The following is a 25,873-nucleotide window of genomic DNA, read 5'->3' as shown; positions in this document are numbered from 1 at the left end:
CCCGTCGTCTGGAGCGGGAAGTCAGCGCCGGACGACACCGGGGCCCACCGGCTCCTCCAGGCGGTACGCGGCGCGGGCGTCGGCCGCGGGGCCCCCGACCCCTTGAGCGACACCGGCTCGACCCAGGTCATCCCACGTGTCGACGGTCCCAGGGGCGACGGCTACGACACCGGGAGCCGGCGCTACGGCGACCAAAGCGGGCGCTACGGCGCCGACTTGACCGTCGAGACCGTCGAGACGCCCATCGTCGGCAGCCAGCGCACCCACGGCGGCCACGCCGCCCCCGAGGGCACCCGGCTGCTCCCCGCCATGCGCACCGTCGGCAGCACGTACGACGAAGCGGAGTACGACCAGGCGGCGGGCTACGGCCAAGGCGGGTACGCCGACGAGGAGTTCCCGGAGTCGTACGACGACGGTGAGGACGAGCGGAGCGGACGCCGGACCGGCAACGAGCCCGTCCGGCACGCCTATTACCCCGGCCGCCGGATGAACCTCGGCGTGGTGCTGCTGCCGCTGCGGGTCTTCCTCGGGTTCATCTCCGTCTACGCCGGCATGGGCAAGCTCTGCGACCCGCACTACTTCGACGGCGGCAAGCGCGGCTCCATGGTGAAGTGGCTGAACACGCTGCACCCGTGGGAAGTCGCCGAGCCGCTGCGGCAGTTCGCCCTCGAACACCCGGTGGGCTCGGGGCTCGTCATCGCCTTCGCCCAGGTCATCGTCGGTGTGCTGACCATCTGCGGACTCTGGCAGCGGGTCGCCGCCGGCGTCGGGGCACTGCTGTCGGCCGCGCTGCTCGTCACCGTCAGCTGGAAGACCGTCCCCGTCTACGAGACGCCCGACATCATCTACCTCGCCGCCTGGTCCCCGCTGATCATCGCGGGCGCGCCGGTGTACTCCGTCGACGGGCGGCTCGCGGGCGGCGCCTGGCGCACGCTCGGGCCGCGCGCCGACATCTGGGAGCTGCGGCGGTATGTGCTGCGCCGGGGCGCGATCGTCAGCGCGATCGTCGTCGGGCTGACACTGCTCGTGGGGTCCGTGCTCGGCGGTGCCGTGCGGGACGCCGACCGGATCGTCGTTCCCGGGCCCGGGGAGGCGCCGCGCAACGAGCTGCCGGGGTCGCCGCTGCCGGGTGAGCCGAGCGCGCGGCGCGAGAACAGCCCGTCCGCGTCCAACTCGCCCACCGCGGGCGCGGCGTCGGCGACGCCTTCGCAGGCGGCGACGACGCCGGGGGCCACACGGGACACCGGGGCGGTCACCGGCGGGCAGCCGAGTCAGACGCAGGGGACGGCGGGGCAGGTGCCGCCGCAGCAGACGTCGCCGGTCGAGCAGGCGCCGAGTACCACTGCCGGGCCGAGTTCCAGCGGTGCCTCCGGCGGTACGACCGGTGGGGCCACCGGGTCGACCGGGGGGTCCACCGGGGGGAGCTCCTCGGGTGGGGAGCCCGGGCTGGTGGGGGGATTGCTCGGGTAGGCGCTCCACTGGCCGTGCCGATACACGGACGGGCCCCGCGTGATGTTTCGCGCGGGGCCCGTTGTCGTGCTCCCGGCGTGAGGGGGAGGACGTGAGGGAGATGGGCGTGACAGGGAGGGGCGTGACGGGGAGGGTTGTGACGGGGATGGGTGGAGCGCCTGATCGATCGTGGGGATCGCTTTGCGGGCGTCTGCGGGGCTGTCGTGGCCTGTCGCTCAGCTCCCCGCGCCCCTTCGGTGGCCGGTGGTCACCTGGCGCCCCTGTGAGTTCGCGTTCCCCTCAGCGGCTCAGTGCCGCCAGTTCCTTCGCTGCCTCCGTCAGGTCCTTCGCCGTGTCGATGGCTCGCCAGTAGGCGCCCTGGGGGATGGGGAAGCCGGCCAGGCGGCGTTCTCGGGCCAGGCGGGGGAAGGTGGTGCGTTCGTGGTCGCCCCGGGCGGGGAGGAGGTCGGTGAACTCGGGGGAGAAGACGTAGACGCCGGCGTTGATCTCGTACGTCGTGGGCGGGGCCTCGATGAAGTCCGTCACGCGGCCGAAGCCGTCCGTCTTCACGGCGCCCCAGGGGATGCGGGGGCGGGCCAGGGCGAGGGTGGCGAGGGCGTCGCGTTCGGCGTGGAAGTCCGCCATGTCGCGGAGCGAGAAGCGGGTCCAGATGTCGCCGTTGGTGGCGTACCAGGGGCGGTCGGGGTGGGGGAGGTGGGAGGCGGCGCACTTGAGGCCTCCGCCTCGGCCCAGGGGTTCCGTCTCGACGACCGTGGTGACGCGGACCGGCAGGTCGGCCGAGTCCAGCCACTTCTGCAGGACGTCGGCGAGGTGGCCGCAGGAGACGACCACGTCGGTCACACCCTCCTCGGCGAGCCAGGTGAGCTGATGGCCGATGATCGGGGTGCCCGTACCGGGGATCTCGACCATGGGCTTGGGCCGGTCGTCGGTGTACGGACGCAGCCGGGAGCCCTGGCCACCGGCGAGGATCACGGCTTGAACGGGGCGCGACGCGGCGTTCGGATCGGTCATGCCCGAACTGTACGTGGCGCCCCGTTCGCGGGAGCACGGCCCTGGGATCGGTATGCGGGGTGGGAACGGGGCGGTATACGGGGGTGCGAGCCCCTGGAGCCCTGGGGCATCCTCCGGGACCTCTGGAAGCCGTTGGGAGCTTGCTGAAGGCCGTGGGAAGCCGTGGAAGCCGCCTGGGGAGCTTCTACGGCCCCGTGTGGCCCTCAGCGGTGCTGTGAGCGGTCCTCAGCTGTACTGGGCGGCCACTCCTGTCGCGAAGGACGTGTCGCAGACCGGGCGGGCGTAGGACTGGGCGCGGGTGGGGCCGTAGGCGCGGACCGCGGCGCGGCCGAGGGCGCGGGCGATGGAGGTGCAGTGCTTCGCCAGCGCGGGGCGGCCGTTCACCGCCTGCTGGAGGTGGGTGAGGGCGACGCCAGGGTCCTCCTCCTGGAGCTCCACGAGGAGCTTGTCGCGCAGCACTTCGTGCGGGGCGCGGGTCTTGGCGCGCTGGGAGACCTCCGAGCCGGCGAGCACCGACTCCGCGGGGTCGGAGCCCGACCAGTTGACCCGGGTGACCGCGAGGGTGCCGGAGAGGACCAGGACGACGGGCAGGACCAGGGCCAGGGAGCGGCCGATCCGGCGGGCGGGACCGCGGCCGTGCCGCGTCCGTTGGGTGTGGGTGTGGGTGTGCTTCACGCGAGTGAGGGTAGCGCGGGGTAGTGATATGGCGACATTAGGTCACCGGTACGGGGGATGTCGAAGCACCGTCCCGCGGGTGGCGGGTTGACGCACACTGGTCGAAATGAACCTATTTGTCGGGATAGTTGGTGGCAGCGAAAAAGGCCCCGCAGATGTTTGCGGGGCCTTCTTCGTCAACCTGGGTGATTTATCCCGGGCCGGTGGTTTCGCGAACGGTCACGAACGCACCGTGTCCGGCTCAGTCGGAGAGGCGCTCGCCCGTCGAGGTCGAGAACACGTGGTTCTCGCCCGGACGCGGCACGACGTGCAGCGTCGCGCCCTTGTCCGGGACCCGGCGGCCGTTGACGCGGACCACGAGGTCCTTGGTCTCGCCGCCGACCTCGGCGGTGCCGTAGACGTAACCGTCGGCGCCGAGCTCCTCGACGACGTTGACGGTGACGGCGAGGCCGGCCGGGGCGTCGTCGGAGTCCTTGGACAGGGTGGAGGCGACGGCGCTGCCGTGCTCCACGATGTCGAAGTGCTCGGGACGGACACCGACGGTGACCGTGGTGTCACCCTTGTCGGAGGCGGCCTTGAGGGCGTCACGGTTGACCGGGACGACGCTGTTGCCGAACTTCACACCGCCGTCGGTGATCGGGACCTCGACCAGGTTCATGGCCGGGGAGCCGATGAAGCCGGCGACGAAGAGGTTGGCCGGGCGGTCGTACATGTTGCGCGGGGTGTCGACCTGCTGGAGCAGACCGTCCTTGAGGACCGCCACACGGTCGCCCATCGTCATGGCCTCGACCTGGTCGTGGGTGACGTAGACGGTGGTGATGCCGAGGCGGCGCTGCAGGGACGCGATCTGCGTACGCGTCGAGACACGGAGCTTGGCGTCGAGGTTCGACAGCGGCTCGTCCATGAGGAAGACCTGGGGCTCACGCACGATGGCACGGCCCATGGCGACACGCTGACGCTGACCACCGGAGAGGGCCTTCGGCTTGCGGTCCAGGTAGTCGGTGAGGTCGAGGATCTTCGCGGCCTCTTCGACCTTCTGCCGGATCTCCGCCTTGTTCACGCCGGCGATCTTGAGCGCGAAGCCCATGTTGTCGGCGACCGACATGTGCGGGTACAGCGCGTAGTTCTGGAACACCATGGCGATGTCCCGGTCCTTCGGCGGCAGGTGCGTGACGTCGCGGTCACCGATGCGGATGGCGCCGCCGTTGACGTCCTCGAGACCCGCGAGCATGCGGAGCGAGGTGGACTTGCCGCAACCGGACGGACCGACGAGGACGAGGAACTCGCCGTCCTCGATGTCGATCTCCAGAGCATCGACGGCGGGCTTCGTGGAACCCGGGTAGATCCGGGTCGCCTTGTCGAACGAAACTGTGGCCATGGGTCGTAGGCCCCCTTCACCGGCAGGAACGTGCCGGACGATCCGAGTAAAGGTGGTGATCCACCGCGGACGGTTCCACGGTGGTGTAGTCCACGAGAGTGGATTGGGTCAGGACGGTACCTGGCGTTCACCTGGTCTGTCAGTACTTGGACCCCTGTGAACTTCGCGGAAATTTTCGACGAGTACGCCCTGTGACGTGGGTACACTGCACGGGCGCCCCCGCGAGGGGCCACGCCTCCTTAGCTCAGCTGGCCAGAGCAACGCACTTGTAATGCGTAGGTCGTCGGTTCGAATCCGACAGGGGGCTCCGAGAAACCCCAGATCACATAGCCCGTGACCTGGGGTTTTCTGCTGCTCGGGGCATGGCGCATCACACGGCTGGGGAGCCGTGGGATGGCTTGCGTGAGCGATGCGTGAGCGGAGCGGGCCGGTACCCTACTTCCTGGGTTTCTTCCGCTTGCCCTTCCTCTTGGCCCTGGCCTCGGCTTTCGCCGTGCCACCGTCCTCGCCGATGCCGAAGCCCGCGGCCACCAACCCCACCAACTTCTCAAAGAAGCCGCTGCCCAGCGCGAGCTCACCACGGCACGACAGCCCGCCCGCGTCCTCATCACCCGCATCCAGCACTCCGGCCGAAACCCAGCGCCGAACCGCCGTGCTGAGGCCGCCCGCCTGCAGTCGACCATGGCAGGCTCGGTCCCCGCTCAGCAGACCGGAAACGGTCGGATCCCGGCGGTGACTTCATCGCCTATCGAACAGCAGCACCGACAGCGCCGGTAGGCATCAGGCGCAGTGTGCCCATCTGGCATGGTCAAATCAGACGGATGGCCTCGCCGTTTACGGCGGCGAGGCCATCAGTTCCTACGGCTTGGCTCAGCCGCACAGCTTCGGCTTCGCGCGGAACGGCAGCGGGCGCGCCGGGTGGGTGGAAGACTTACGCACCTGCTCGCCTCAGAGAGCGGGCCGAACACCGTCAGCGCTATCCCTGCTTGGCGTACTCCACGAATGCCGTCCAGGCCGTTCGCTGAACGGCCATGAGCCCCCGGTCGCGGGCCTTCGTGTCCCGAACCATCACGTGCTGCGCGTCGTTGTCGGCCACTTCAACGCAGTTCTCCGTCCCGGTGTAGGAGCTGGTACGCCAGTTCGGGGCCACGGGCTGCATGGTGCTCTCCTAGTCGCTCGGCATCTGATCGAAGTGGTGGATCGCTGTGAGGATGAGGTCTCGGACTGCTGTTCCGTAGACCGCTGACTGCTGCAAGAGGGCGAACGCCTTGGTGTACAGCTCGATTTCGCGGGGCTGGGTGACGGAGAACTCCGCCGAGTAGGTCTCGACGAGGACGAGCTTGTCATCGAACATCGAGAAGGAGTTGCCGGGCCAGATGCCCAGGGGCGCGGAGCGGGGGATGATGCCCAGGCTCAGCCGGGGGAGCCGCATGACCGCAAGCAGGCGGTCGAGCTGCCCCTTCATCACCTCCGGGCCGCCGAAGTTGGTGTAGAGCGCCTGTTCGCCGAGCACCACGTTGAAGATCCGGTTGCCCCGGTACAGGTACTGCTGCCGTTCGAGCCGCTTGGCGGTGGCGGCTTCCGCGTCGTCGGGGATCTCGTAGTAGTCGACGACCTGTCTGAACGTCTCGGCCGCGTAGTCCGCCGTCTGGATCGTTCCCCACACCAGCGTCGGGTGCCAGATGCGGAAGACCTTGGTCTTGGCGTAGACCGGCAGGGCCTTGCGCTGCCGTCGTTCCGCCCCTGTCTGCAGCTGTCGGCGCCACTCGAGCCACAGCTCGTCGATGTGGCGCACCGTGGCTATCAAGTCATCAACGACCTCTTGCCTGTTGGTCTTGATGCACCAGACCCGGATGTCGTCTTCGCTGGGGTTCTGCTTGCCGTTCTCCAGCCGGGAGACCTTGGACTCGGCCCAACCCGTGGCCACGGCGAATGCCCGGCCGCTCGCGAACCCGGCGTCCTTCCGGAATCCGCGCAGCCGGGCACCCAGTGCCTCTCGTGCTTCTTGAGCTTGGTTATTCACTGATGGGTCAGGGCTTGTACTCGGCGTGTGGGATGGCGGCGGTCCAGAGCAGGTCACGCACGCGGACGCACTCGGCCACGGTGTCCGGGTCCTCGACGATTTCCGACCCCAGCACTCGGCCCTCGGGGTCGAAGTGACCGACGGCGAGGAGACGGTCGTCGTACAGCCACCAGTCGTTGCGGTCGACCGGGAAGGTGATGCTCTCTGGCAACTGGTGCCGCGGAAGCCATCGGATGTCCTCGCCGGCCTCCTGGTTGAGGTGGGTCAACGAGTGCTCCCACCCGACGTATCGGGAGTGCGGCTCGGTGATGACCCGGACGCGCCTGACGGTCTTCCCTTCGCCCGTGACGCGCTTCATGAGCGTCATCCAGGGGTCGAGCCACGCGTAGTCGTCCGGCTCACCCCTCTGCCACCGCGCGTAGGGCGTGTCCTCGACGGGAGACCCGTAGTCGTCCCTCAGCTCCAGGTGGAAGGCATCGCGTTCGAAGCTGCTGAACAGCTCGTCACGCTGGGCCGAGGTGATCAGGTCCACTGTTCTCCTCCAGCAGGGCCGTGATCGAGGACTTGGGGACCTCGATGCAGGTCTCATAGTCGGGCATCCGCATCTGACTCAACGCCTCGGGATCGGTCATCTCCGGGCCTTGCAAGATGCACGTGTCCTGTTCCGTGACGAGCATGATCGGGGAGGTGAAGCTCTTGATCTCGCCGTCTGCGTGTCCGTCCTTCGTCAGGTGCTCGAACAGCTCCGGCGGAACCTCGATCACCGTCTGACCTTCGGGCACGTCGAGCCGCATGAGCAAGTCGTTCGCGAACACCTTCCAGCCTTGAATGACGTAGCTGTCCTGGTCACTGGCGTACAGGGTGGGGCTGTCTCCGGGGGTGGAGTTCTTGCCAAGGAACCGTAGCTTCACGGCTGCTCTCCCGTCCGCTGCCTTGCGCTGGTTTGCGCGACACGACGATGGTCTGCGAGGCGATCTACCCCGTCAATCGACTTGCTGCAAACTCGCGCAATCTTCTTGGGGGTTGAGAGACAGTCGTCCTACGGTCGTCTCCAAACCCGAGCAACCAAGGGAAGTCGGCGGATGCACCTGAGGTGTGGCGCCGAGAGCAACTTTCCTGCCCGTGACGTGCGGAGGACAGCGATGGCTCTTGCCTTGCAGAGTGCAACCGCTCCCGAGGCGACGCGCGGGAGATTACGGAGCGCTTTCGGCGGCATAGCCAGTGCTGTTCCGCCGCAGGGAAGGGTTCCGCAGGTACACGGTCCGGGGAGAGACATGGACCAGCCAGTTCGCTTCGTCGTCTCCTGCACCCGCGCACCGCAGCGAGTAGGGCAACTGCGCCGGATCGGTGCCGCTCACCTCCGTCTGTGGGGGATCGGCTCCTGCATTGACACAGCCAACCTGCTCATCAGCGAGCTGGTCACCAATGCCGTCCGGTACGGCGAGACGGAGGACGTCAGCATCTCCGTCTCGTACTGGCGGGGCGAGGTCCGCATCGAGGTGGCTGACGGAACTCCGGGCCGGCCGCAGGTGAAGAGACCGGCCGCCGACGAGGAGAGCGGTCGCGGCATGCTGATCGTCGAAGCTCTCGCCGAGGACTGGGGGACCAGCGAGGACGGCACACTCACGTGGTGCACCATCGCCGTACCGGAACCGGTGGTGCCCAAGTCGGGGTTTTGGTGCGAGTGGCGCAATGAGGACGGCCAGCAGCTCTCGCTCGCGGCCATGCCCACGCCGGACCGTGCGATCCGCTGGGCTCGCATCCAGATGCGCGTCATCGCCTCGGCCATCGACGCGTCGGTGGTCGGCTACGTCTGGGACTGGCTGTCCGACGGATGGCGCGAGCCTGCCGAAGCCCTGAAGAACGGCGAGGAGTTCACGCTCCCCCTCTCGGCCGGCCCGTACAAGTTCGTCTGGCATGCCCGTCCGGTGCGCTTTGTGCCCCTGGTCGGCGGAACCCCTCTGCCCCACCTCGCGGAGGAGGAGCCTGCGCGCGCCGGATGAGGAACGCCGGGGTGCCCAGGAGCACGGGATCGCGTCAGATTGCGGCACCGGGTTGCGGTGGGGGCTGCACTGGGTGTTGCGGTAGAAGTTGCGCGAGCCTTCGCAGCAGCGTCCTGGAGTTCGCCCAGGCCGTCCATGGGCGTACGGCGTGGTTGGACGCTGACATCCCCGTTGCGGCCCCTTCGCCCATGCCGCGGCTGGAGTTGATGGGGGGCGGGATGCGGCGTAGACGCTGCCGGGGATCGGGGCGGGCTCGCCGGTGGTGCGCGCCGGCGGGGCCTCCTCGCCGGCCGTTGTCAGGGTTCGCCGGACGTCGCCGAACTGACTCCCCTTCGTGCCCTGCCACGGGTCGAGGGCTGCCACCTCATGGGTGGCAGCCCTCGGTTTCAGTACAGGTAATTGGCCCGCATCGCAGCGCGGGTGTGTGCGGGGGTGAGGTCAGCTGGTGCGGCGTCCGGTGCCGGACAGCCGGCGAATGAGGATGAACAGGCACCAGACCAGCAGGACGTTGACCACTGCGCCGCCGGTCAGGTAGATCATCGGGCCGAAGGGGTTCGCGTCCTGTGGGACGGTCCCGCTGCCGCCCAGCGCCCAGTTCAACGGGATGACGACAAGAGCGCTCACCAGCAGAGAGCCGGGGAATGACAGGAAGTACAGCAGGGCGAGGTATCCGTCGCCTTCGGCTCCGGTGATTCCCCGGACCAGACCGGCCAGGGTGATCAGACCGATGTAGGAGGTCGCCACCATCGGGGCCCATTTGCGCGGATGTTTGCGTGCCTTGGCGGGGGCCGTTTTAGTCATGGTGGTCGTCTTTCGCAGTGAGGGGGGTTGCGCGATGGGTCAGGTGGGACGGGGCCCACGTCTCGTGGGAGCCGCGGGCCCGGTAGAGCTCCATGACTGAACAGTTCTTGTCATGGAACCGCCAGCAGGAGCTCGGTGGGTCAGAACTTCTTCTTCACGAGCTTTCTCAGGTTGCTCCCGAGCTTGTCCCAGTACGGTGCGGCCGCGGCCTCGGAGCAGCTACGTCCGCAGATGGCCGCGACACCGCCGAGGTGGCCTCGGACCTCCAGTTTCATGCGGCCCTTCTTCTTGTAGAGGTCGAAGCCGATCCAGCCGCCCGGCCAGTCGGGGTGCCCTTTTCGGGCGCCGAGCTGCAGGTAGCTCTTGCCGATGCTGTTGACGTTCATCGGGAAGTACATGGAGATACCTTGAACCACGGGCCAGAGCGTGAAGTCCTGGCCCTCCTTCGTGATCTTGTCGGGACGGCCCGGGATCGGGAAGATCGCCTTGAAGTGGCTCTTCCAGTACCTGAAGACCTTCGCGCTGGAAGCCTTGGTCTTGCCCAGGTCGTAGTAGCGGTAGTAGTCGGCGAGGCCGCTGAGGTCACGACAGCCCACCGGGTCCGCACTGCAGTAGGCGTAGGCGTTGGCGCCGCCCGCGTACTGCGGGTCCGTCTGCAGAAAACGGCCGGTGGAGGAGTCGTAGACCCGCACGCCTGTCAGCGTCAGGCCGCTGAGGGTCTCGCTGGAGATCTGCGAAGCGCCGAGCCAGCCGTAGCGGGTTGGGCCGGTGCCGTCCTGGGCGACGCCGTACTCGTCGTAGCGCTGCGCACTCGAGTTCGCCGGGGTGTCGAGGTCGAGGCGGACCGAGACATCCCCGTGCAGGTTGGACAACTGGAGTACCACGCCGCCCGAGGCCGAGGTGGTGGCTCCGAGCGCACCGGAGACGTCGTTGACGAACCGGGTCATGGTGCCGTCGCTGTGCTCGGCCCAGTCCGGGTTGCCAGTGCTGTCGCCATAGTGCTGTGTCAGGGTGCCCGTTGTGGTCCAGGTTCCGTCCGTGCCGCGGCTCTGTGTGGTGGTGACGGCCATGCGGCCGACGCCGTCGAGGGCCCAGGTGCGACGCTGGTCGTCCTTGGTCTCTGTGCGGAGCAGATCGCCGGTGTAGTAGTCGAGCGTGACCCCGTCCTTGACGGTGGTGCGGCCGAATGCGTCATAGGAACGGCCGGAGCCGACCAGACGGTCCGCGCTGTCGTAGTTGTACGCGGTCTGCTCCGTGACCGTGTCCGACGTGGCAGTGTCGCAGTCGTCGCTGGTGACGGTCCGCGATGTGCGGTTGCGGTTGCTGTCGAAGGCGTAGGTGCGAGTGGTGCATCCGGCCGCGGCGGTGTCGGCGGCCTTGGTGAGGCGTCCGACAGCGTCGTAGCGGTAGTCGGTGGACACGGTCGTGCCGTCGGTCTGGGTGTGGCCGATCTGTTGGCCGGTGATGGCGTACTCGGCGACGTCCGCGACGACGAGGGTGCCGTCCGCTGCGGTGTACTCCCGGGCGGCCGGCCTGCCCAGTGTGTCGGTAGTGATCCTGAGCTTGTAGCCGCCTGGCAGGCTCTGTGAGACGAGCGCCCCGTCCGCGTTGTAGTCGGCGGTGAAGGTGCCTGCGACCGAGTCCTTCACGGTCGCCAGCTCGCCGCCGGTCGTGTAGCTGTAGTCGGTGCGGGCGCCCGTGGAGTTGGCCGACTTCACCGGACGGTCGAGATCGTCGTATTCGGTCGTCGTGGTGTTGCCGGAGCCGTCCTTGTAGGAGATCAGGCGGCCCAGCGAGTCGTACCCGTAGGCCACCGTCTTTCCGCCGCTGGACTGTGTGAGCGTCTTTCCTGTTTCGGTGTCGAAGGTGTAGGAAGTCGCCGGGACTTCGGTCCCTGTTCCCCCGGTGATGCTCGCCGACACACGGCGGCCGGCGTCGTCGTAGGTGACGGCACTGGTGCGCGTGACGCCGTTGGCGGTGACGGCCGTGGACGTGACGCCGCCCCAACGGTTGTACTGGTAGGTGGTCGTGGCCAGCTGATCCGGGTTGCTGCCGCCGCCGGTGACGGCACCTGCGGGAGCCGTCTTGCACAGCAGACCGGCCCACTCGGGCCGGTCCGCGCAGACTCCGGTGCCGCCCTCGGTGTAGTACATGTACAGCAGGGTTCCCGCGTCGCTGCCCGAGGAAGCGGGGAGGCTGGTGGACTCCAACCTGCCGTCCTCACGGTACGTGGAGCGGGTGGCCCCCAGCTGGTTGCCGCTGCCGTCCTTCGTGGCGATCTCCTCGCCTGTACTCCAGTCGTACGTGGTAGCCGTGGAACGGACGTCGGCGTCGTTGGCGTAGCCCTCGATCGCCGCGCCGGTGCTGGTGGAGGTGACCTGCCCGGAGACGGCGGCGCCGTCCGGACGTCCCTCGTCGTGGTGGTAGACCGTGTGCTCACGGGCCGCGACCAGTGAGCCCCCAGGCAGCGCCGGGCTTCCTCCGGAGGCTGTCACGTCGCCGGTCAGCGCCACCTGGTGCAGTGGCCCGTAGGTCTGGGTAACGCGTTCCCCGTCGGCCGAGTAGACGGTGCGGTGGGACAGGCGCTCGGCGCGTTCTCTGGTGGAGAGACCGGTGAGATTCAGTGTCGAGAGCTGTGCGTCGGCGGCCGGCCCCGTGCTGAGGGCGAGTTCCCGGTTGGCGGCGCTCAGCGTGCTGACGGTGTTGCCGTGGGCGTCGTACTCGGTGAGGGACAGGCCGCCGCCCGCGGCCGCGGTGTTGGTCGCCCGCCCGTTGGCGTCGATGTAGGTGATGTTCGCGCGGCTGTAGGCGGCGGCCGACAGGTCCGCGCCGGTGGAGGAGTCGGGAACGGAGTCGGCCGGGAAGACGGCCGTGGCGTCTGCCGGGACCTCGTCCTGCCCCCAGTCGTTCACCGTAGCGGCGCCCATCTGGTTCGGCGCCTTGGTGCCGGTGAGCGGTACGTCGTAGACGACTGTGCTGGTGGCCGTGGAGTCTGGGGTGTCGGCAGTGCCCTGCGCGAGGGTCGGACGGGTCACCTTGAGCAGCATCCCCTCACCTGCGGTGAGGGAGGATCCCGCCTTGCCGTAGTGGAAGTTCCAGGGTTTGTCTGAGCCTGGTCTCAGCGAGGAGATCCGGTCGGCCGAATCGTAGGAGTACTGGACCTGGGTGGCCTGTGAATCGTGAGGGTTCCACTGCTGGCGCAGTCGGCCGCCCTTGTCGTAGCGATAGACGGACAGTGCTTCGGAACGCGCCGTCGACGCGGCGGGGTCGGTGGCCCACAGCTTGATCTCCTTCACCTGGCCGGTGAAGTCTCCGAAGTCCCCGGCTGTCGTGTAGCCGGTCGCGGTAGTGGTGGCCGCGTAGACGAACTCGACCACACGGCAGCCGCGAGTGCTGGGCGTTGCCTGGCAGGTCGCTGAGGAAACCGCTTCGGTGGGGGAGATCAGGTACTTCGGCCGGGCGACCTTCCCTGTGCCCTCGGTCACTGTCTCGGCAACGACGGTGACCGTCGAGTCGTCCACGGCTGCGGCCGAGGTGGCGAGGGTCCACGTGGTGGTGCCGGGACCGGCCTTCGTGAATACGGTGGTGGTGGCGTCGGTGTCCTTGAGCGTGAAGGTGTCACCAGTCAGCGAGCCGGTCAGCTTGAGTGTGCCGGCGCCGGCCTCCGGGCTCCAGCCGCCGGCAGGGGTGGCGGTGAAGGCGGTGGACCCGCCGTCGGCATCGAGGATCTCGACGGAGGTCGACGAGGTCTTGCGGAGCTGGGTATAGCCGCTGCCGGCCGTCTCGGCGCTGACGGACGAAACCCAGCCGGGGCCGAAGATGTCGGCCTGGCCCTCGGAGTCGTCCGGGTTGGCCCGCGAGGACGCGGTTCGGTTGACCGAGACCTCGAAGGCGGAGACGTCCTTGGCTCCGAGCTTGTAGTCACCGGTGAGGAGGTTCACCGAGCCCGGGCCGACCTGCGCGGTCGGCGCCTCACCGGCGTTGCGGTCGATCACGACCGATGCCTCGGGGGACGCGTCGGTGGTGGTGCCGTCGGTGAAGACGGCTCGGACATCGATGGGTCCGTCGTTGGAGAGGGTCTCGGTGACGTTCCACCAGAGCGAGGCGGGTTTGCCGTTGGTCACCGCGACGGGCCAGCTGGAGACCGCGGTGTTGTCCGAGCTGCGGCGGACGTCCGCGAGCGGCACGTCTTTCCACGTGTCGTCGGCCTCACCGTGACGGTACTGGTAGCGCACGCCGGTGTACTCCGCACGGCCCTGGGCTGCCAGGATGGCGCGGCGCGCCGGCCGGTCGCCCTCGGCCGGAGAGGTCAGGGCAGCGCCCTTGCCCGCCGCGAAGGAGTAACTCGCCTCTGTGGAGACGTTGGCCGCCGCATCCCGGGTGCGAGCGGTGACCGTGTGCTGGCCGGCCTTGAAGGTCAGTGTCCTGGTCACGGCCGCACCGGTGGTGGCGACTGTCGTCCATGCACCGCCGTCAAGCCTGTACTGGACGTCCTTCACATCCGTGGCGGGCGGGGCGAAGGTGAAAGAGCCGGAAAAGTCTCCGTCGGCGTCAGGGGTGCCGGACCACTGAGCGGAGGGGAAGTCGGTGGAGGAGACCTCGGTCCCGGCGGGCTTGGTCGTGTCGACCGTGAAGGTCTGCCAGGCCGACCAGTTCCCGTTCCACGCACTGCCGTCGTAGACGTTGGCACGCCACTTGTAGCTGCCGGGGGCGAGGGCGGTGCCCGGGGTCCAGGGTGCGGCCACACCGGAGGCGGTGTAGGCGGACGTGCCGGTCTGGAGGGCGGACGTGCCGGTGGAGGTCCAGATCTCATACGTGAGCCGGACGGTGTTTCCATCGGCGTCCATGGCCTTGCCGGCCAGAGTCGGCGTGGTGTCGTTGGTCGCCGCCCCGCTGAGAGGTGAGACCGGGACGACGGCACCGGGCTTGGTGTTGTAGACGACCGTCAGAGACGGCTCAAGGCTCGCATTGTGGGCGCCGTCCGTCTGGTTGGCGGAGTGATAGCGCCGCCAGGTCAGCGGATCGGTCTCGTCCACGGCGGCGATGCGCAGACCGTGGTTGGCCTGGCCGTCGGCCCATGCCTGGACGATGGTGTCGATGTCCCAGGAGACATGCCCGGCGGGGCAGGAGGTGGAGCTGTAGCCCTTGGCGGCGGTGGAGGTCACCGCTCCGGTCGTGGTGGTGGCGGGCTGGCTGGACCACGTGATCGCCGAGGGGTCCCAGTCGGCGGTGATACGCCGGACCTGGTTGCCGGAGTTGTCGGTGGAGCAGGTCGACGAGTAGGACGAGTACAGGCGCAGGTCCGTATCGAGGATCTGCTTGCCCTTGTACTTGTCGACGTTGAACTCCAGGAACGAACGGGCCTTCTCGCTCCCGTTGTACGTGCCTGCCTTCAGCTCTGCTGATCCGCGCTGGGAGGTGAGGTAGTCGTCATACTGAACCCAGGTGTCAGTGACCGGTCCCATGAGCGAGTCGGTGGGGTCGATCGTGACCGGATAGGTCAACTCCGGGTTTTCGAAGAACGACTTGCCCGGCTTGAGAACGAGGACCTACCCCTCGCCGTCTTTGCTGTCCTGGATGTCGACGTCGACCGGCGCGATGTGCCGGGAGTCGCCGGAAGCACGATCGAACGAGGAGTCCCACATGACCGGGGCCGGCGCGGTCGCCTTGGCCGCGCCTTTGGTGTCCTCCCAGCGCATGCCCTGGGAGGCGGTTTCGGTGAGTTTCAGTCCGGTTGCCTCCACAGGAATCCGGTACTCCACGGGGCCTTTGGGGCGTTCGTGGAGGATGACGGAGTGGGAGAAACCTTCCTTCAGCGCGGTGACCACGAGGTCGCCGCCCCCCGCGACGGCGTCCTTGTAGGTCGCGGTCGCACCCTTCAGCTCCGGCTTCGGCAGATCGCCGGTCCAGCCGATGCCCAGGGCGTGTTTGCCACGCTCCACCTCGACCAGAGGTTCTGCGGAAGTGCCGTCCGACAACGACACATCGGCGGCAGCCTGCTTGGGGCGGATCTTGTCACCCGAGTCCACCAGTGTGGTGTCGATGTCCTGCCAGCCGCCCTTGGCGTCCTTGGCGCGAATGGGTCCGGTGAACGTCTGCACCGACGTCGTGCCGTCGGGCTGGGCGTAGGTCGTGGTGGACTCGGTGCGCTCGTCGAGAATCTCGATGCTGCGGCTCTGCAGCCGTGCCAACAGGTGCGCTGTGATTGCGTCCTGGGCCTCGGGGGCGCCGAGTGAAGGCTTGGCTGCGGGGGAGTTCGCGGGTCCCGGTGCCGCAATCGCCTGGCCAGTGGCCTGCGTGAAGAGCATGGCCTGTGTGGCAAGGGCGGCAGTCGCCGTGGCGGCTGTGACTCTCATCCACCAGGCAGGGCGGGTTCCACCGGTCGACGGAAGGTCGCCTTCCGGCTGGGATATTGGGGGTTGGTTCAGCAACGTGATCCTTGCGTGAGTGCAGAGACAAACGCCCAACCTTGACATTTTTCTTACAACATCAACAAGTGTCTTCCTTGTGTGCGTTACGAAAGTGCGATCGCTCGGCTTCGTGCCAGCAGTGGTGCGAGTCGGTGGTGACGTTCTGCGGTGGAGCACTACGGGGCTGATCAGCGGTAGTTCACGGGGGGCGGGTCGATGCCGTGAGATGAGAGATTGAGGGGCGGGACGACCACCGCGCGGACGTGCGCGTCTGCACGCATCCGGCTCTCCTCTGCGGCAGCGACACGGGCCCGGAACACGGCCGGCCCTGGTACCGCTTCATGGATGCTCACCAGCATCGCTCCGCACGTACCGACGCCTACGGCGGCATCGGCTTGCGCGGAGTGGGCCACGGTGATGTCAGAGCCTCAAGGACCAGCCGCCGATGGACCCCATAGCGACGGGAGAGCTCATGGATCGACAGCTTTTCCGTACGAGAGCCCCCGCGGATCGCCGCGAAAGGCCCGACCTTGGATCTCGGGCCGTCGATCCGGGCCCCCTGCCTATCGGAAGCACATCAATGCTCCCACCGCAAGACTGCCCCTGGGCGACTGCGGCGTGCAAGGAACCTCGATCACTTCAGAGCAGTGCGGCGGGGTGCGCAGTGTTCCCCGCCGCAGGGCCGATATCGGTGTGTGCGGCTACTTCGGCTGGGCCGCTTCCAGGAGCTGCTTCACCGCGGCTGCGTTCTTGCCGTGGGCTTCCTTCTCCAGGCCCTGAAGTTCACCGGCGGTTTCGCCGGTGCTGGTCTTCCCGGCGCTTTCGCCGGTGCCGACCTTCCCGTCGTCGTAGGGCATCGCGTGCAAGGTGGCGCCCCACTTGCCGTCACCGCCCTTCACCAGCAGGGCGATGTACTTGTGGCCCTCCTCGTAGCGGGGCTCACCCTGCCAGGCGAACTCCCGCTCGCTGTCGCCCTCCCACCACCAGCCCAGGAGCTCGACCGGGTAGGTCTTCGGCGCGGCCTCGGCACCGGGCTTGGACCACAGCACCTGGTCGACCTTCATCGTGGCGGTGCGCGGGATGTGCCCTTCACCGTTGTCCTTCTTGTCCTCCGGCAGGGCACCCCTGCGTTCGCTGCCGGGCACCATCTCGATCACGACGGCGTGGTCGCCGTGCGTGACCCAGTCGGACGCGGTCAGGGTCGGGATCCCCTCCATCATGTGGGCCGTGACTGCCAGCGGCCCCTCGTCACCGCCATTGGCGGTGGCAACACCGGCGAAAGTCCCACCCGCCACGGCAGCCACCGCGACAGCAAGAGCAGTCAAGCGCCCGCGCCGGGTCGCGGGCAGCCACCGTCGGCCCGCAGCAGGCTGGTCACTCTTCACACGAAACACGAAACAGCTTCCCCTCATATGGTCTGGTACAGCCCGACGCTTCGACGGCCGCTGCCGTTGCTGCCGTAGCCGCCGTCGTCGACAGCCCTCATCGCTCTTGGGCCCCATCCTGCGACGACATGGGTTACAGAGGCCGAACGGGCGCTGTCATTTCACTGTTAGGCGCCGCCGCTTAGCCTGGTCACAGGGCCTTGGCCGAGACATCCCTGATTCAGACCGCAGGAAGGGAGCAGACATATGAAGTGGGGACCACCCCGACGGTTGGCGAGCCTGACCGCCAGGCTCGGCCTGCGCCGTGGCACCGCCCGCGCACGCTTCACCGCCTTGTACGCCACTCTGTTCCTGCTCTCCGGAACGGCACTGATCGCCATCGCGGCCGTGGGCGGATCGCTCTCCAGCCCCGCCGCACCCGACAACGGCACGATTTGGCCTAACAGGGCGTCAAGTGCCCAGGCCCGCATCGACGAGCTGGAGCAGCAGCTGGCTCAGGCACACGACATCCAGACCAAAAAGATCCTGATCGGGTCCGCCATCGCGCTTGGCGTCATGACGGTGGTCTCGGTCGGTCTCGGCTGGTTCCTCGCAGGCCGGGTACTGCGCCCGCTGCGCGTGATGACAGCGGCCACCCGCCGGATCACCGCCGACAGCCTGCACGAACGCCTGGCGATCGGCGGCCCTGTCGACGAGGTGAAGGACCTCGCCGACACCATCGACGACCTCCTCGGCCGCCTGGAACGCTCCTTCGAGGCACAGCGCCTCTTCGTCGCCAACGCCTCCCACGAACTGCGCACTCCACTCACCACGATGCGAGCCTCCCTGGACGTGGCCCTCGCCAAGCCGGGCCCCGTACCTGAGACCACGGCCACGCTGGCCGCCCGGATGCGTGCTGAACTCGACCAGGTGGACCTGCTGCTGGAGAGCTTCCTCGTCCTGGCGCGCGCCCAGCACGGCGAGTTCACCGACACGGGGCGGCTCGCCCTCGGCCGGCTCACACAGGACGCCCTGGCCAGGCGAGCGGGGGACATCGCGGCCAAGGGCCTGACCGTGCGCGAAACCCGTATCGACGGCTCCGCGTGGGTGTGGGGGAGCCGGACACTGCTGCGCCGCGCGGCCGACAACGTGATCGACAACGCGATCGCGCACAACGACGCAGGGGGCTGGATCGGAGCTGCGGTACGGGCCGAAGAAGGTGAAGGGGACGGCGGGAGCGCAGTGTCCCTCGTCGTCGAGTCCAGCGGTCCGGTCCTGGACCAGCAGAGGGTGGCGGACCTCGCGCAGCCCTTCCGCCGCCTCGGCGCAGACCGGACCAGCACCGGCCGGGGCAGCGGCCTCGGCCTGTCCATCGTCGCGGCCATCGTCGCGGCCCATCACGGCACCCTGGACTTGCATGCCCGTCCCGACGGCGGCCTGCGCGTCACCGTCACCCTCCCCCGCACGGACGACAGGACGGCAGCGGCCCCCAACGCAGAAAGGGGCGTGGCCCGTTGAGAGTCCTGGTGGTCGAGGACGCCCGCCCCCTCGCCGAGGTCATCGCCGAGGGACTGCGCGATCAGGGCATGGCCGTGGACGTGGCCTACGACGGACTCGACGCCGCGGCCAAACTTGACACCAATGCATACGACGTCGTCGTGCTCGACCGCGACCTGCCCGGCATCCACGGCGACACTCTCTGCCAGATGATCATCGAGCGGGAAAGCCGCGTGATGGTGCTGATGCTGACCGCCGCCGACTCGCCCGGCGACCGCGTCAGCGGCCTGGCCCTGGGCGCCGACGACTACCTTGCCAAACCCTTCCACTTCCCCGAACTTGTCCTGCGCATCCGCGCCCTGGGCCGCCGCCGCCCCGCCGCCCGGTCCCGCACCCTGCGCACGGCGGGCATCGAACTCGACCTGCTGGGCCGTACGGCCGCACGCGACGGCCGACACCTCGACCTCTCCGTGAAGGAGTTCGCGGTACTCGAAGCCCTCCTGAGCGCGAGCCCTGCCTTCCTCAGCGCGGAGGACCTCCTCGAACAGGTCTGGGACGAGCACGCCGACCCGTTCACCAACACCGTCACGGTGACCATCAGCCGCCTGCGCCGCAAACTCGGCGACCCGCCTGTCATCGCCACCACGCCCGGCGTGGGTTACCGGATCGTCGGCCCAAATTGGCCGACGACCGTGAGGGAGTGTCGCACGCTTGCCTGTCGGGATTGCACCCGTTGCGTTAATGCTTGCTGATCACGGCTTGGTCACAATCATCGCGCGTTTGGCGTGAGACGGAGCTGAGAATGCCAGAGAAGAGGGACCCAGTATGGGGTGGCATGGTGTGGGTTATGGGGGCGAGAAGGCGGCAACGAGGCAGTCGCCTGGCCTGAGTTGGAGGCGGTCAAGGCGGCACATCCTTCACCGAGTCGCGTTGTGATAACGGTGTGAATAAACCTGGCCTTTACTTTCATGAATTACTGCTGTTTGATCACGCGGCTCGTAGCGCATCGGGCGCACGGGGTGATCGCAGGAGTTGTGTTGAGACCAATCAGGGGACGGGGCTTCCCGTCTTCACGGGGGCGGGCGAGACCGTCACGCGGCTCGCTGAGGCGTGTGGCACTGGCGGTGGCCGTGGTGATGGCGGCGGAGACGGCGCTGGTGTCGCTGGAGTCGGGTGCGGCGTTCGCCACCGGCTCTGACACCACCGAGGTGGTGTCTGCGTCGGACAAGAAGGCGGCTGCCTCGTCGGCGGATTCGGCGGCGGCGGCGTTGCTGATGGCCCGGTTGCAGGACCGGAAGATCGAGGCGTTGTCGGAGCGTTCGGCGACCTCGACCACGTACGCCCTGCCGAGTGGTGAACTGCAGACATCCACGTATGCCGGTCCTGTCCGGCAGAAGGTGGGCGGTGTCTGGCAGGACATCGATACTTCGCTGTCGGACAAGGGTTCGGCCTTGGAGCCGGATGTAGCGGCGGCCGAGATCAAGGTCTCCGACGGCGGGGACAAGGCGCTGGCGTCGGTGGCGAAGGGGGAGAAGTCCTTCGGGATGGGCTGGGAGTCCGAGCTGCCCACCCCCTCGGTGAAGGGTGATACCGCCTCGTACGACATCGGGGCCGGGCAGACGCTGACGGTGACGGCTCTGGCTCAGGGCTTCAGCCAGAACGTCGTGCTGGACACCGCTCCCCAGGCGGGCCTGCAGTTCAGCATTCCGTTGGACCTGGACGGCCTGAAGCTGTCGGTGGCCGATTCAGGGCACCTGCTGATGAAGGACGGCGCCGGGAAACTGGTGGCCGAAGCGCCGGCGCCGATGATGTGGGACTCCTCCAAGGACAAGCTCTCCGGCGAGTCGAAGCATCAGGAGAAGGTGGCGACGAAGGTCGAGACCGCCGAGGACGGCGGCCAAACCCTGGTTCTCACCCCAGACGCGGACTACTTCGAGCGGGATCTGACCTATCCGGTCACCGTCGACCCCACGTCCACGCTCGCCGTCACCACGGACACCTGGGTGGCCACCGACTACACCGACTCGCAGGTCTCCTCGACGGAGTTGAAGTCGGGCACGTACGACGGGGGAAACACGAAGGCCCGCTCGTATCTGAAGTTCGACGTGTCGGCGTTCAAGGGCAAGCACATCACCGACACGAACCTGGCGCTGTACTCGTACCACTCCTCGACCTGCCAGACGACGGGAGCGGGCACGCAGGTGCGGCGGATCACCGGGGCGTGGTCGTCGTCGGACATCACCTGGGGCGACCAGCCGTCGACCACCGCGACGGGCGCGGTGACGAACACGGCGGCCAAGGGCTACTCGGCCACCGACTGCCCGGCCGGCACGATGAACTTCGATATCGACGCCATCGTGCAGGCATGGGCGGACGGTTCCACGAACCATGGTCTGCGGATCGCGGGCGCTGACGAGGCGGACTCCTTCACCTGGCGTCGTTTCCGCTCAGCCAACTACGTGTCGGGGGACGGCTCCACCGAGCCGCACCTGACGGTGACGTACAACTCCTACCCGGCGTTGCCCGGTTCGACGGCGATCTCGCCCTCGCAGGTCAACACCTACAACGGCAACCGGTATGTGACGTCGCTGACGCCGACGTTGTCGGCGAAGGTGACTGATCCGGACGGATCGAAGACGAAGGCTCAGTTCGAGATCAGCGCGGACCCTGCCTACGCGGACACCACCTACTCCTACACGGGTACGTCTGCCTCGGTCGCTTCCGGCTCCGCCGCGACGCTCGCGATCGCCTCGGCCAACGCGTTTCCGGCGGGAGCGCACCTGCGTTACCGGGTGCGGGCGTACGACGGCACGGACTACGGATCCTGGACCGGCCACACCACATTCGCACTGAACACGACAAAGCCAGCAGCGCCGACCGTCTCCTGCGACACGTACGAGGAGAACGGCTGGACCGCGAAGGCCGCCTCCGCGGTGTCCTGCGCCATAGACACTTCCTCCAGCGATGGCGCCGGCTACCACTGGGGCTTGGACGACAGCAGCCTGCCGAACAAGAAGCTCGACACCACGAACGGATCGGGTGGTGACGCAGCCACTATCTCGATCGACCCGGCGAGCGGCTGGCACACCCTGTATGTCCGTACGGTCGACTCCGGCGGAAACCTTTCCACGTCCACCACTGCCTACAGCTTCGGTGTAGGCGCGGACGGCGCGGCGATTCTGTCGCCGAAGGACGGCGACGACACCGCACGTCGCCTGACTCTCTCTGCCAAGGGGCTGCCTTCCTACACCGGCGTGACGTGGCAGTACCGGCGGGGCGAGGCAGATGACTGGCACACCGTGCCGATCGCGCACGTCACGGCCTCGGGAAACGCAGTCCCCTCGTGGCCGGTGGCTGTCACCAGTGGCACCGCGACGAAGTTGGTGTGGAACTCCGTCTCCTCGCTCACCGAGGACGGTGTGATCGAACTGCGTGCCGCATTCACCGACGGCACCACCACCGGCCATTCGCAGACGGTCGAGGTCACCCTCGACCGTGACGCCGGCACTGCTCCGTCGGCCCAGGTTGGCCCCGGGGAGGTGAACCAACTCACCGGTGATTACACCCTGTCGGGCACTGACGCCACGGCATTCGAGGCGAGCGTGGAGCGCACGTATTCATCCCGCGCCAACGCCACCGACACCGAGGGCCAGGCCGAGATCTTCGGCCCCGGTTGGACGTCGTCCGTCACGGCAGCAGCAAGTGACTACACGCAGCTCCGCGAGACCTCCGGCACTTCCGTCGAGGTGCTCTCCGGTGACGGCAGCGCGATCGCGTTCACGGAGACGAGCGGGGGCGGCTGGGAGCCGGAGATCGGCGCGGAGTCCCTCACCCTGGCCTATTCGACCAGCACCAAGAAGTTCACACTGACCGACACGGAAGCCAACACCGCCGTGTTCGCCAAGGCGGAAGATTCCTCGACGACGTGGGCGCTCTATTCGTCGGCCTCGGCGGTCGACGACTCGACGGTCACCGTCTTCTCGACCACAGTGGACGTCGACGGCAAGAAGCTGGCGCGTCCGAGATACGTGGTTTCGCCGACGAGCGCGGTCAACGCGACGACCTGCCAGGCGACGCCGTCCACGAAGGGCTGCCGGGTACTGGAGTTCGTCTACGCGGACGCCACGACAGCCACAGACAGCGCGGTCGGTGACTACAAGGACCGGGTCAAGTCGATCCGGCTCTGGGCCACCGACCCCGGTGCCTCCGCCGCGACCGTCGAGACCATTGCTTCCTACCGGTACAGCGGCTCCGGCCGTCTGCGTGAAGCCTGGGACCCGCGGGTCAGCCCTGCGCTGAAGACCACCTACACCTACGATTCCGACGGCCGCGTCGCCACGCTTGCCGCACCGGGTGAGCTGCCCTGGGCGTTCACCTACGGCAAGGCCGGCTCCGCGCTCACCGCGGGGGCGGGCATGCTGCTCAAGGCGTCCCGCTCTGGTCTCGCCGAGGGGTCCGCGAGCGCCACGTCGGGCACCGCGGCTACCACGGTCGTCTACGACGTCCCGCTCTCCGGCCCCACTGCCCCGCAGCAGATGGACGCCGCCACGGTCGCCACCTGGGCCCAGAACGAGGCGCCCATCGACGCCACAGCGGTCTTCCCCGCCGACTCCGTACCGTCGTCCAGCAACGGTGCGGGTCTGGCAGCGTCCGATTACGGTCGGGCGACCATTACCTACATCAGCGCCAACGGCGAGGAGACCAACACCGCGGGCCCCGGCGGCGCGCTCACCACCACCGAGTACGACGAATACGGCAACACGGTGGCCGAACTGACCGCCGCCAACCGTGAACTCGCCCTCGGCACAGCAAACGGAGCTTCAGGCGAACTGGCCACGCTCGGCCTGAGTGACCTGTCCACAGCCGAACGAGCTCAGCAGTTGTCCACGGTCTCGGAGTACTCGGCGGATGGCGAACGCCTCACCGACGAGTACGGACCGCTGCACCACGTGACCCTCACGAAGCAGCTGACGGGCTCCACCAGCGAGACCACGCTAGCCGCCGGGACAGCGACCCCGGCCCGTGAACACACGTCGTACTCGTACGACGAGGACCGACCTACCTCCGCCGCGGTCTCCGGCCTCGTGACCTCGGTGGTGACAGGAGCGGCAATACCGGGATACGCCACCGACGCGGACACGCAGACATCGACGGCCGCCTACGACTGGGCCACCGGACAGCAGAAGTTCACTAGCGGTGGGGAGGAGAGCACCACGGTCACGGCGTACGACGGTTCCGGCCGCGTGGCGACCACCCGCACCGCGGGATCGTCGGGCTCGGACGCCGGCACGCTCCAATACACGTACTACAGCGCCGATAGCACGGGCGCCTGCTCCTCGGTGATCTGGGCCGGGCTGCTGTGCCGGACCACACCGGCGGCCACGGTCACGGGCGGTGGCAACAACCCCGCCAGCCAGGTCACCACGGTCTCCACCTACGACCGCTGGGGACAGATCGCCACCAAGGCCGAAACGGCCGGCAGCGTGGCCCGCACGACCACGACCACCGTGGATGCCGCAGGCCGCGTCACCAAGACGGCGATCACAGGAGGCATCGGTACGGCCACACCGGCCACCACCGTCACCTACAACACGGCCAACGGCAAAGTCGCCACGCAGTCCTCAAACAGCCAGACGATCACCTACGGATACGACACCCTCGGTCGCCCGATCTCGTACGACGACGGTGCGGGCAACACCAGCACCACGGCCTACGACCTCCTGAACCGACCGGTCAAGACCACCGACTCGGCCCCGTCCACGGTGACCTACACCTACAGCACAGCGGGCAACCTCAAGACCTTGACCGACTCGGTCGCTGGCACGTTCACCGCCTCCTACGACGCGGACGGCGCGCTGACCTCCGAAACGCTGCCGGGTGACTACAAACTCACCGTCACCACCGATCCGACCGGCAAGGAGACCGGCCGCGAATACACGTCCTCGGACGGCGTTACGGTGGCTTCCGACAACGCCGGATATGCGATAACCGGCCGTCAGACGGGCCACACGCAGACAGACGGCTCCACTACCCAGTCCGAATACACCTACGACAATTCAGGCCGCCTCACCCAGGCGGCCGACACCACCACGAGCGGCTGCCTCACCCGCGCCTACACCCTCGACGCCAGCAGCAACCGCACCGCGCTGAAGACCAACTTGGACGACTGCGACAGCAGCACCGACGACACCACCACGGCCACTACGTCGTACACCTACGACAGCGCCGACCGTTTGGTGAACTCCGGCTACGTCTACGACGCGTTCGGCCGCACCACCTCCAACGGTGAATCGGCTCTGGGCTACCACACCAACGACTTGGTGGCCTCGGAGACCGTCGGCACCAGCCGTAACTCCTGGAGCCTGGACGCCGCTGGACGCCTCGCTGTCCAGACCGCCCAGACCCAGGCGAACGATGGCACGTGGAGCACTGGTGGCACCACCACCAGCCACTATGGTGACGCAACTGACCGTCCGACGTGGAGCAAGACCGGCGACACGGTCAGCCGCAACATCACGGACATGACGGGTGGGCTGACCGCCACCACAGGGGCCAGTGGCTCCATAGTCCTCCACTTCGCCAACATCCACGGCGACATCATGGTCCAGCAACCGCTCGACACCACCGTGGCGAGCACGGTCCAGCACTACGACGAGTACGGCAACAAGCTCGACGGCACCTCCGCGACCCGGTACGGCTCACTCGGTACCTATCAGAGGTCGACTCACACCCTCAGCGGACTGACCCTCATGGGAGTCCGGTTGTACGACTCCACAACTGGGCGATTCCTCAGTGTCGACCCGGTATACGGGGGCAACGCGAACGCCTACAGCTACCCGCTCGACCCGATCAACAGGTATGACCTTGACGGTCGGAAGCCGATCAAGAAGTACAACAAGACCGGCTTCTCCTGCGGATTGACGTCCTGCACGCTCAAGCTGAGCCGGAAGAAGACCGAGTGGCTTATCGATATGCTCGAAGGCGGGAAGAAGCTGGGTGCTCTTGCCTCGGCAGTGTCCGGAGCGGTTCCGGGCGTCGGAATGGTGGCTGCCATCTTCATCCTGGGCGGCGTTGTCGCGCTGACCGACTTCTATCAGTGGTACCTCGGGTATCTCCTGAAGCACTACCCCCGCAGAGGAACAAAGATTGTCAGATCTCACGTGGGCCCCACGTACGCCTGGCATCAGTAGGATGGAGACCTCAGTGCGTTGGTTCATGTCATCTACGGCAGGCAGGGCATC

General features: G+C 67.8%; 15 protein-coding genes, 1 tRNA gene and 2 pseudogenes. 7 read left to right on the top strand and 11 right to left on the bottom strand.

The window, feature by feature from the left end:
• A partial coding sequence (locus AWZ10_RS40325; protein ID WP_060893547.1) for a DoxX family protein occupies positions 1-1,470 on the top strand: 1,470 nt, incomplete at its 5' end.
• Positions 1,471-1,749: 279 nt separating this feature from the next.
• Here AWZ10_RS40325 and AWZ10_RS40320 read toward each other — a convergent pair.
• The 3 genes from AWZ10_RS40320 to AWZ10_RS40310 all read right to left on the bottom strand — a co-directional run bounded on the left by AWZ10_RS40320 (position 1,750) and on the right by AWZ10_RS40310 (position 4,534).
• The gene (locus AWZ10_RS40320; RefSeq protein WP_060893546.1) at positions 1,750-2,481 is read right to left on the bottom strand and encodes a nucleotidyltransferase family protein; all 732 of its coding nucleotides are present in this window, start codon (positions 2,479-2,481) and stop codon (positions 1,750-1,752) included.
• 225 nt (positions 2,482-2,706) lie between these two features.
• Positions 2,707-3,156, bottom strand: coding sequence for a hypothetical protein (locus AWZ10_RS40315; protein WP_037688463.1), 450 nt, complete (start codon positions 3,154-3,156; stop codon positions 2,707-2,709).
• Positions 3,157-3,397: 241 nt separating this feature from the next.
• A complete protein-coding gene (locus AWZ10_RS40310) occupies positions 3,398-4,534 on the bottom strand; it encodes an ABC transporter ATP-binding protein (RefSeq protein WP_046707637.1) in 1,137 nt (378 codons plus the stop codon).
• Positions 4,535-4,767: 233 nt separating this feature from the next.
• Between AWZ10_RS40310 and AWZ10_RS40305 the strand changes: the two genes are divergently transcribed.
• Together AWZ10_RS40305 and AWZ10_RS54600 are read left to right on the top strand one after the other, a co-directional pair.
• A tRNA-Thr gene (locus AWZ10_RS40305) sits at positions 4,768-4,841 on the top strand.
• Between the two features lie 149 nt (positions 4,842-4,990).
• Positions 4,991-5,311, top strand: a pseudogene (locus tag AWZ10_RS54600) (mobilization protein); the annotation flags it as partial.
• 199 nt (positions 5,312-5,510) lie between these two features.
• Here the strand turns inward: AWZ10_RS54600 and AWZ10_RS40295 are convergent.
• Genes AWZ10_RS40295 through AWZ10_RS40280 form a run of 4 tightly spaced genes read right to left on the bottom strand, consistent with a single transcriptional unit; the run spans position 5,511 to position 7,468 of the window.
• Complete coding sequence (locus AWZ10_RS40295) at positions 5,511-5,693, bottom strand: DUF397 domain-containing protein (protein ID WP_005476781.1); 183 nt, start codon at positions 5,691-5,693, stop codon at positions 5,511-5,513.
• A 9-nt stretch (positions 5,694-5,702) separates the two neighbouring features.
• Positions 5,703-6,557 (bottom strand): helix-turn-helix domain-containing protein, encoded by an 855-nt coding sequence (locus AWZ10_RS40290; RefSeq protein WP_162948188.1) that lies wholly within the window; start codon positions 6,555-6,557, stop codon positions 5,703-5,705.
• 7 nt (positions 6,558-6,564) lie between these two features.
• A complete protein-coding gene (locus tag AWZ10_RS40285; RefSeq protein WP_060893543.1) occupies positions 6,565-7,089 on the bottom strand; it encodes a DUF6879 family protein in 525 nt (174 codons plus the stop codon).
• Entirely contained in the window at positions 7,061-7,468 is a 408-nt protein-coding gene (locus tag AWZ10_RS40280; RefSeq protein WP_060893542.1) for a hypothetical protein, read from the bottom strand. The genes AWZ10_RS40285 and AWZ10_RS40280 overlap by 29 nt, the downstream gene beginning before the upstream one ends.
• A 363-nt stretch (positions 7,469-7,831) precedes the next feature.
• On the opposite strand from AWZ10_RS40280, the gene AWZ10_RS40275 reads away from it, so the two are divergent.
• Complete coding sequence (locus AWZ10_RS40275; RefSeq protein ID WP_060893541.1) at positions 7,832-8,560, top strand: ATP-binding protein; 729 nt, start codon at positions 7,832-7,834, stop codon at positions 8,558-8,560.
• Between the two features lie 438 nt (positions 8,561-8,998).
• Here the strand turns inward: AWZ10_RS40275 and AWZ10_RS40270 are convergent, their stop codons facing one another.
• From AWZ10_RS40270 to AWZ10_RS40260, 4 genes are all read right to left on the bottom strand, one after another.
• Positions 8,999-9,361, bottom strand: coding sequence for a hypothetical protein (locus tag AWZ10_RS40270; protein WP_240439398.1), 363 nt, complete (start codon positions 9,359-9,361; stop codon positions 8,999-9,001).
• Positions 9,362-9,501: 140 nt separating this feature from the next.
• A complete protein-coding gene (locus AWZ10_RS40265; RefSeq protein WP_244172713.1) occupies positions 9,502-14,865 on the bottom strand; it encodes a DNRLRE domain-containing protein in 5,364 nt (1,787 codons plus the stop codon).
• Positions 14,866-14,910: 45 nt separating this feature from the next.
• Positions 14,911-15,552: a hypothetical protein gene (locus tag AWZ10_RS54595; RefSeq protein ID WP_240439396.1), complete on the bottom strand. Its 642-nt coding sequence runs from the start codon at positions 15,550-15,552 to the stop codon at positions 14,911-14,913.
• A 920-nt stretch (positions 15,553-16,472) separates the two neighbouring features.
• Positions 16,473-17,066 (bottom strand): hypothetical protein, encoded by a 594-nt coding sequence (locus AWZ10_RS40260; RefSeq protein ID WP_244172712.1) that lies wholly within the window; start codon positions 17,064-17,066, stop codon positions 16,473-16,475.
• Between the two features lie 336 nt (positions 17,067-17,402).
• Here AWZ10_RS40260 and AWZ10_RS40255 point away from each other — a divergent pair, with 336 nt between their 5' ends.
• The 3 genes and pseudogenes from AWZ10_RS40255 (at position 17,403) to AWZ10_RS40245 (ending at position 25,822) form a co-directional block, all read left to right on the top strand.
• Positions 17,403-18,653: a sensor histidine kinase gene (locus AWZ10_RS40255; RefSeq protein ID WP_240439394.1), complete on the top strand. Its 1,251-nt coding sequence runs from the start codon at positions 17,403-17,405 to the stop codon at positions 18,651-18,653.
• A pseudogene (locus AWZ10_RS40250) lies at positions 18,650-19,300 on the top strand (response regulator transcription factor); the annotation flags it as partial. The gene AWZ10_RS40255 and the pseudogene AWZ10_RS40250, both read left to right, overlap by 4 nt.
• 444 nt (positions 19,301-19,744) lie before the next feature.
• Positions 19,745-25,822, top strand: coding sequence for a DNRLRE domain-containing protein (locus tag AWZ10_RS40245; protein ID WP_276145738.1), 6,078 nt, complete (start codon positions 19,745-19,747; stop codon positions 25,820-25,822).
• The last annotated feature ends 51 nt before the right edge of the window (positions 25,823-25,873 follow it).

The sequence above is a fragment of the Streptomyces europaeiscabiei genome, assembly GCF_001550375.1.
In the GTDB taxonomy this organism is placed as follows: domain Bacteria; phylum Actinomycetota; class Actinomycetes; order Streptomycetales; family Streptomycetaceae; genus Streptomyces; species Streptomyces europaeiscabiei.
Note: the sequence above shows the minus strand (reverse complement) of the source record. Positions and strands in the feature narration are given on the sequence as shown.

Bases quoted from the DNA above. Each gene is read 5' to 3' on its own strand.
- AWZ10_RS40320 (WP_060893546.1), bottom strand. From the start codon at position 2,481: ATGACCGATCCGAACGCCGCGTCGCGCCCCGTTCAAGCCGTGATCCTC.
- AWZ10_RS40295 (WP_005476781.1), bottom strand. From the start codon at position 5,693: ATGCAGCCCGTGGCCCCGAACTGGCGTACCAGCTCCTACACCGGGACG.
- AWZ10_RS40310 (WP_046707637.1), bottom strand. From the start codon at position 4,534: ATGGCCACAGTTTCGTTCGACAAGGCGACCCGGATCTACCCGGGTTCC.
- AWZ10_RS40255 (WP_240439394.1), top strand. From the start codon at position 17,403: ATGAAGTGGGGACCACCCCGACGGTTGGCGAGCCTGACCGCCAGGCTC.
- AWZ10_RS40270 (WP_240439398.1), bottom strand. From the start codon at position 9,361: ATGACTAAAACGGCCCCCGCCAAGGCACGCAAACATCCGCGCAAATGG.
- AWZ10_RS40275 (WP_060893541.1), top strand. From the start codon at position 7,832: ATGGACCAGCCAGTTCGCTTCGTCGTCTCCTGCACCCGCGCACCGCAG.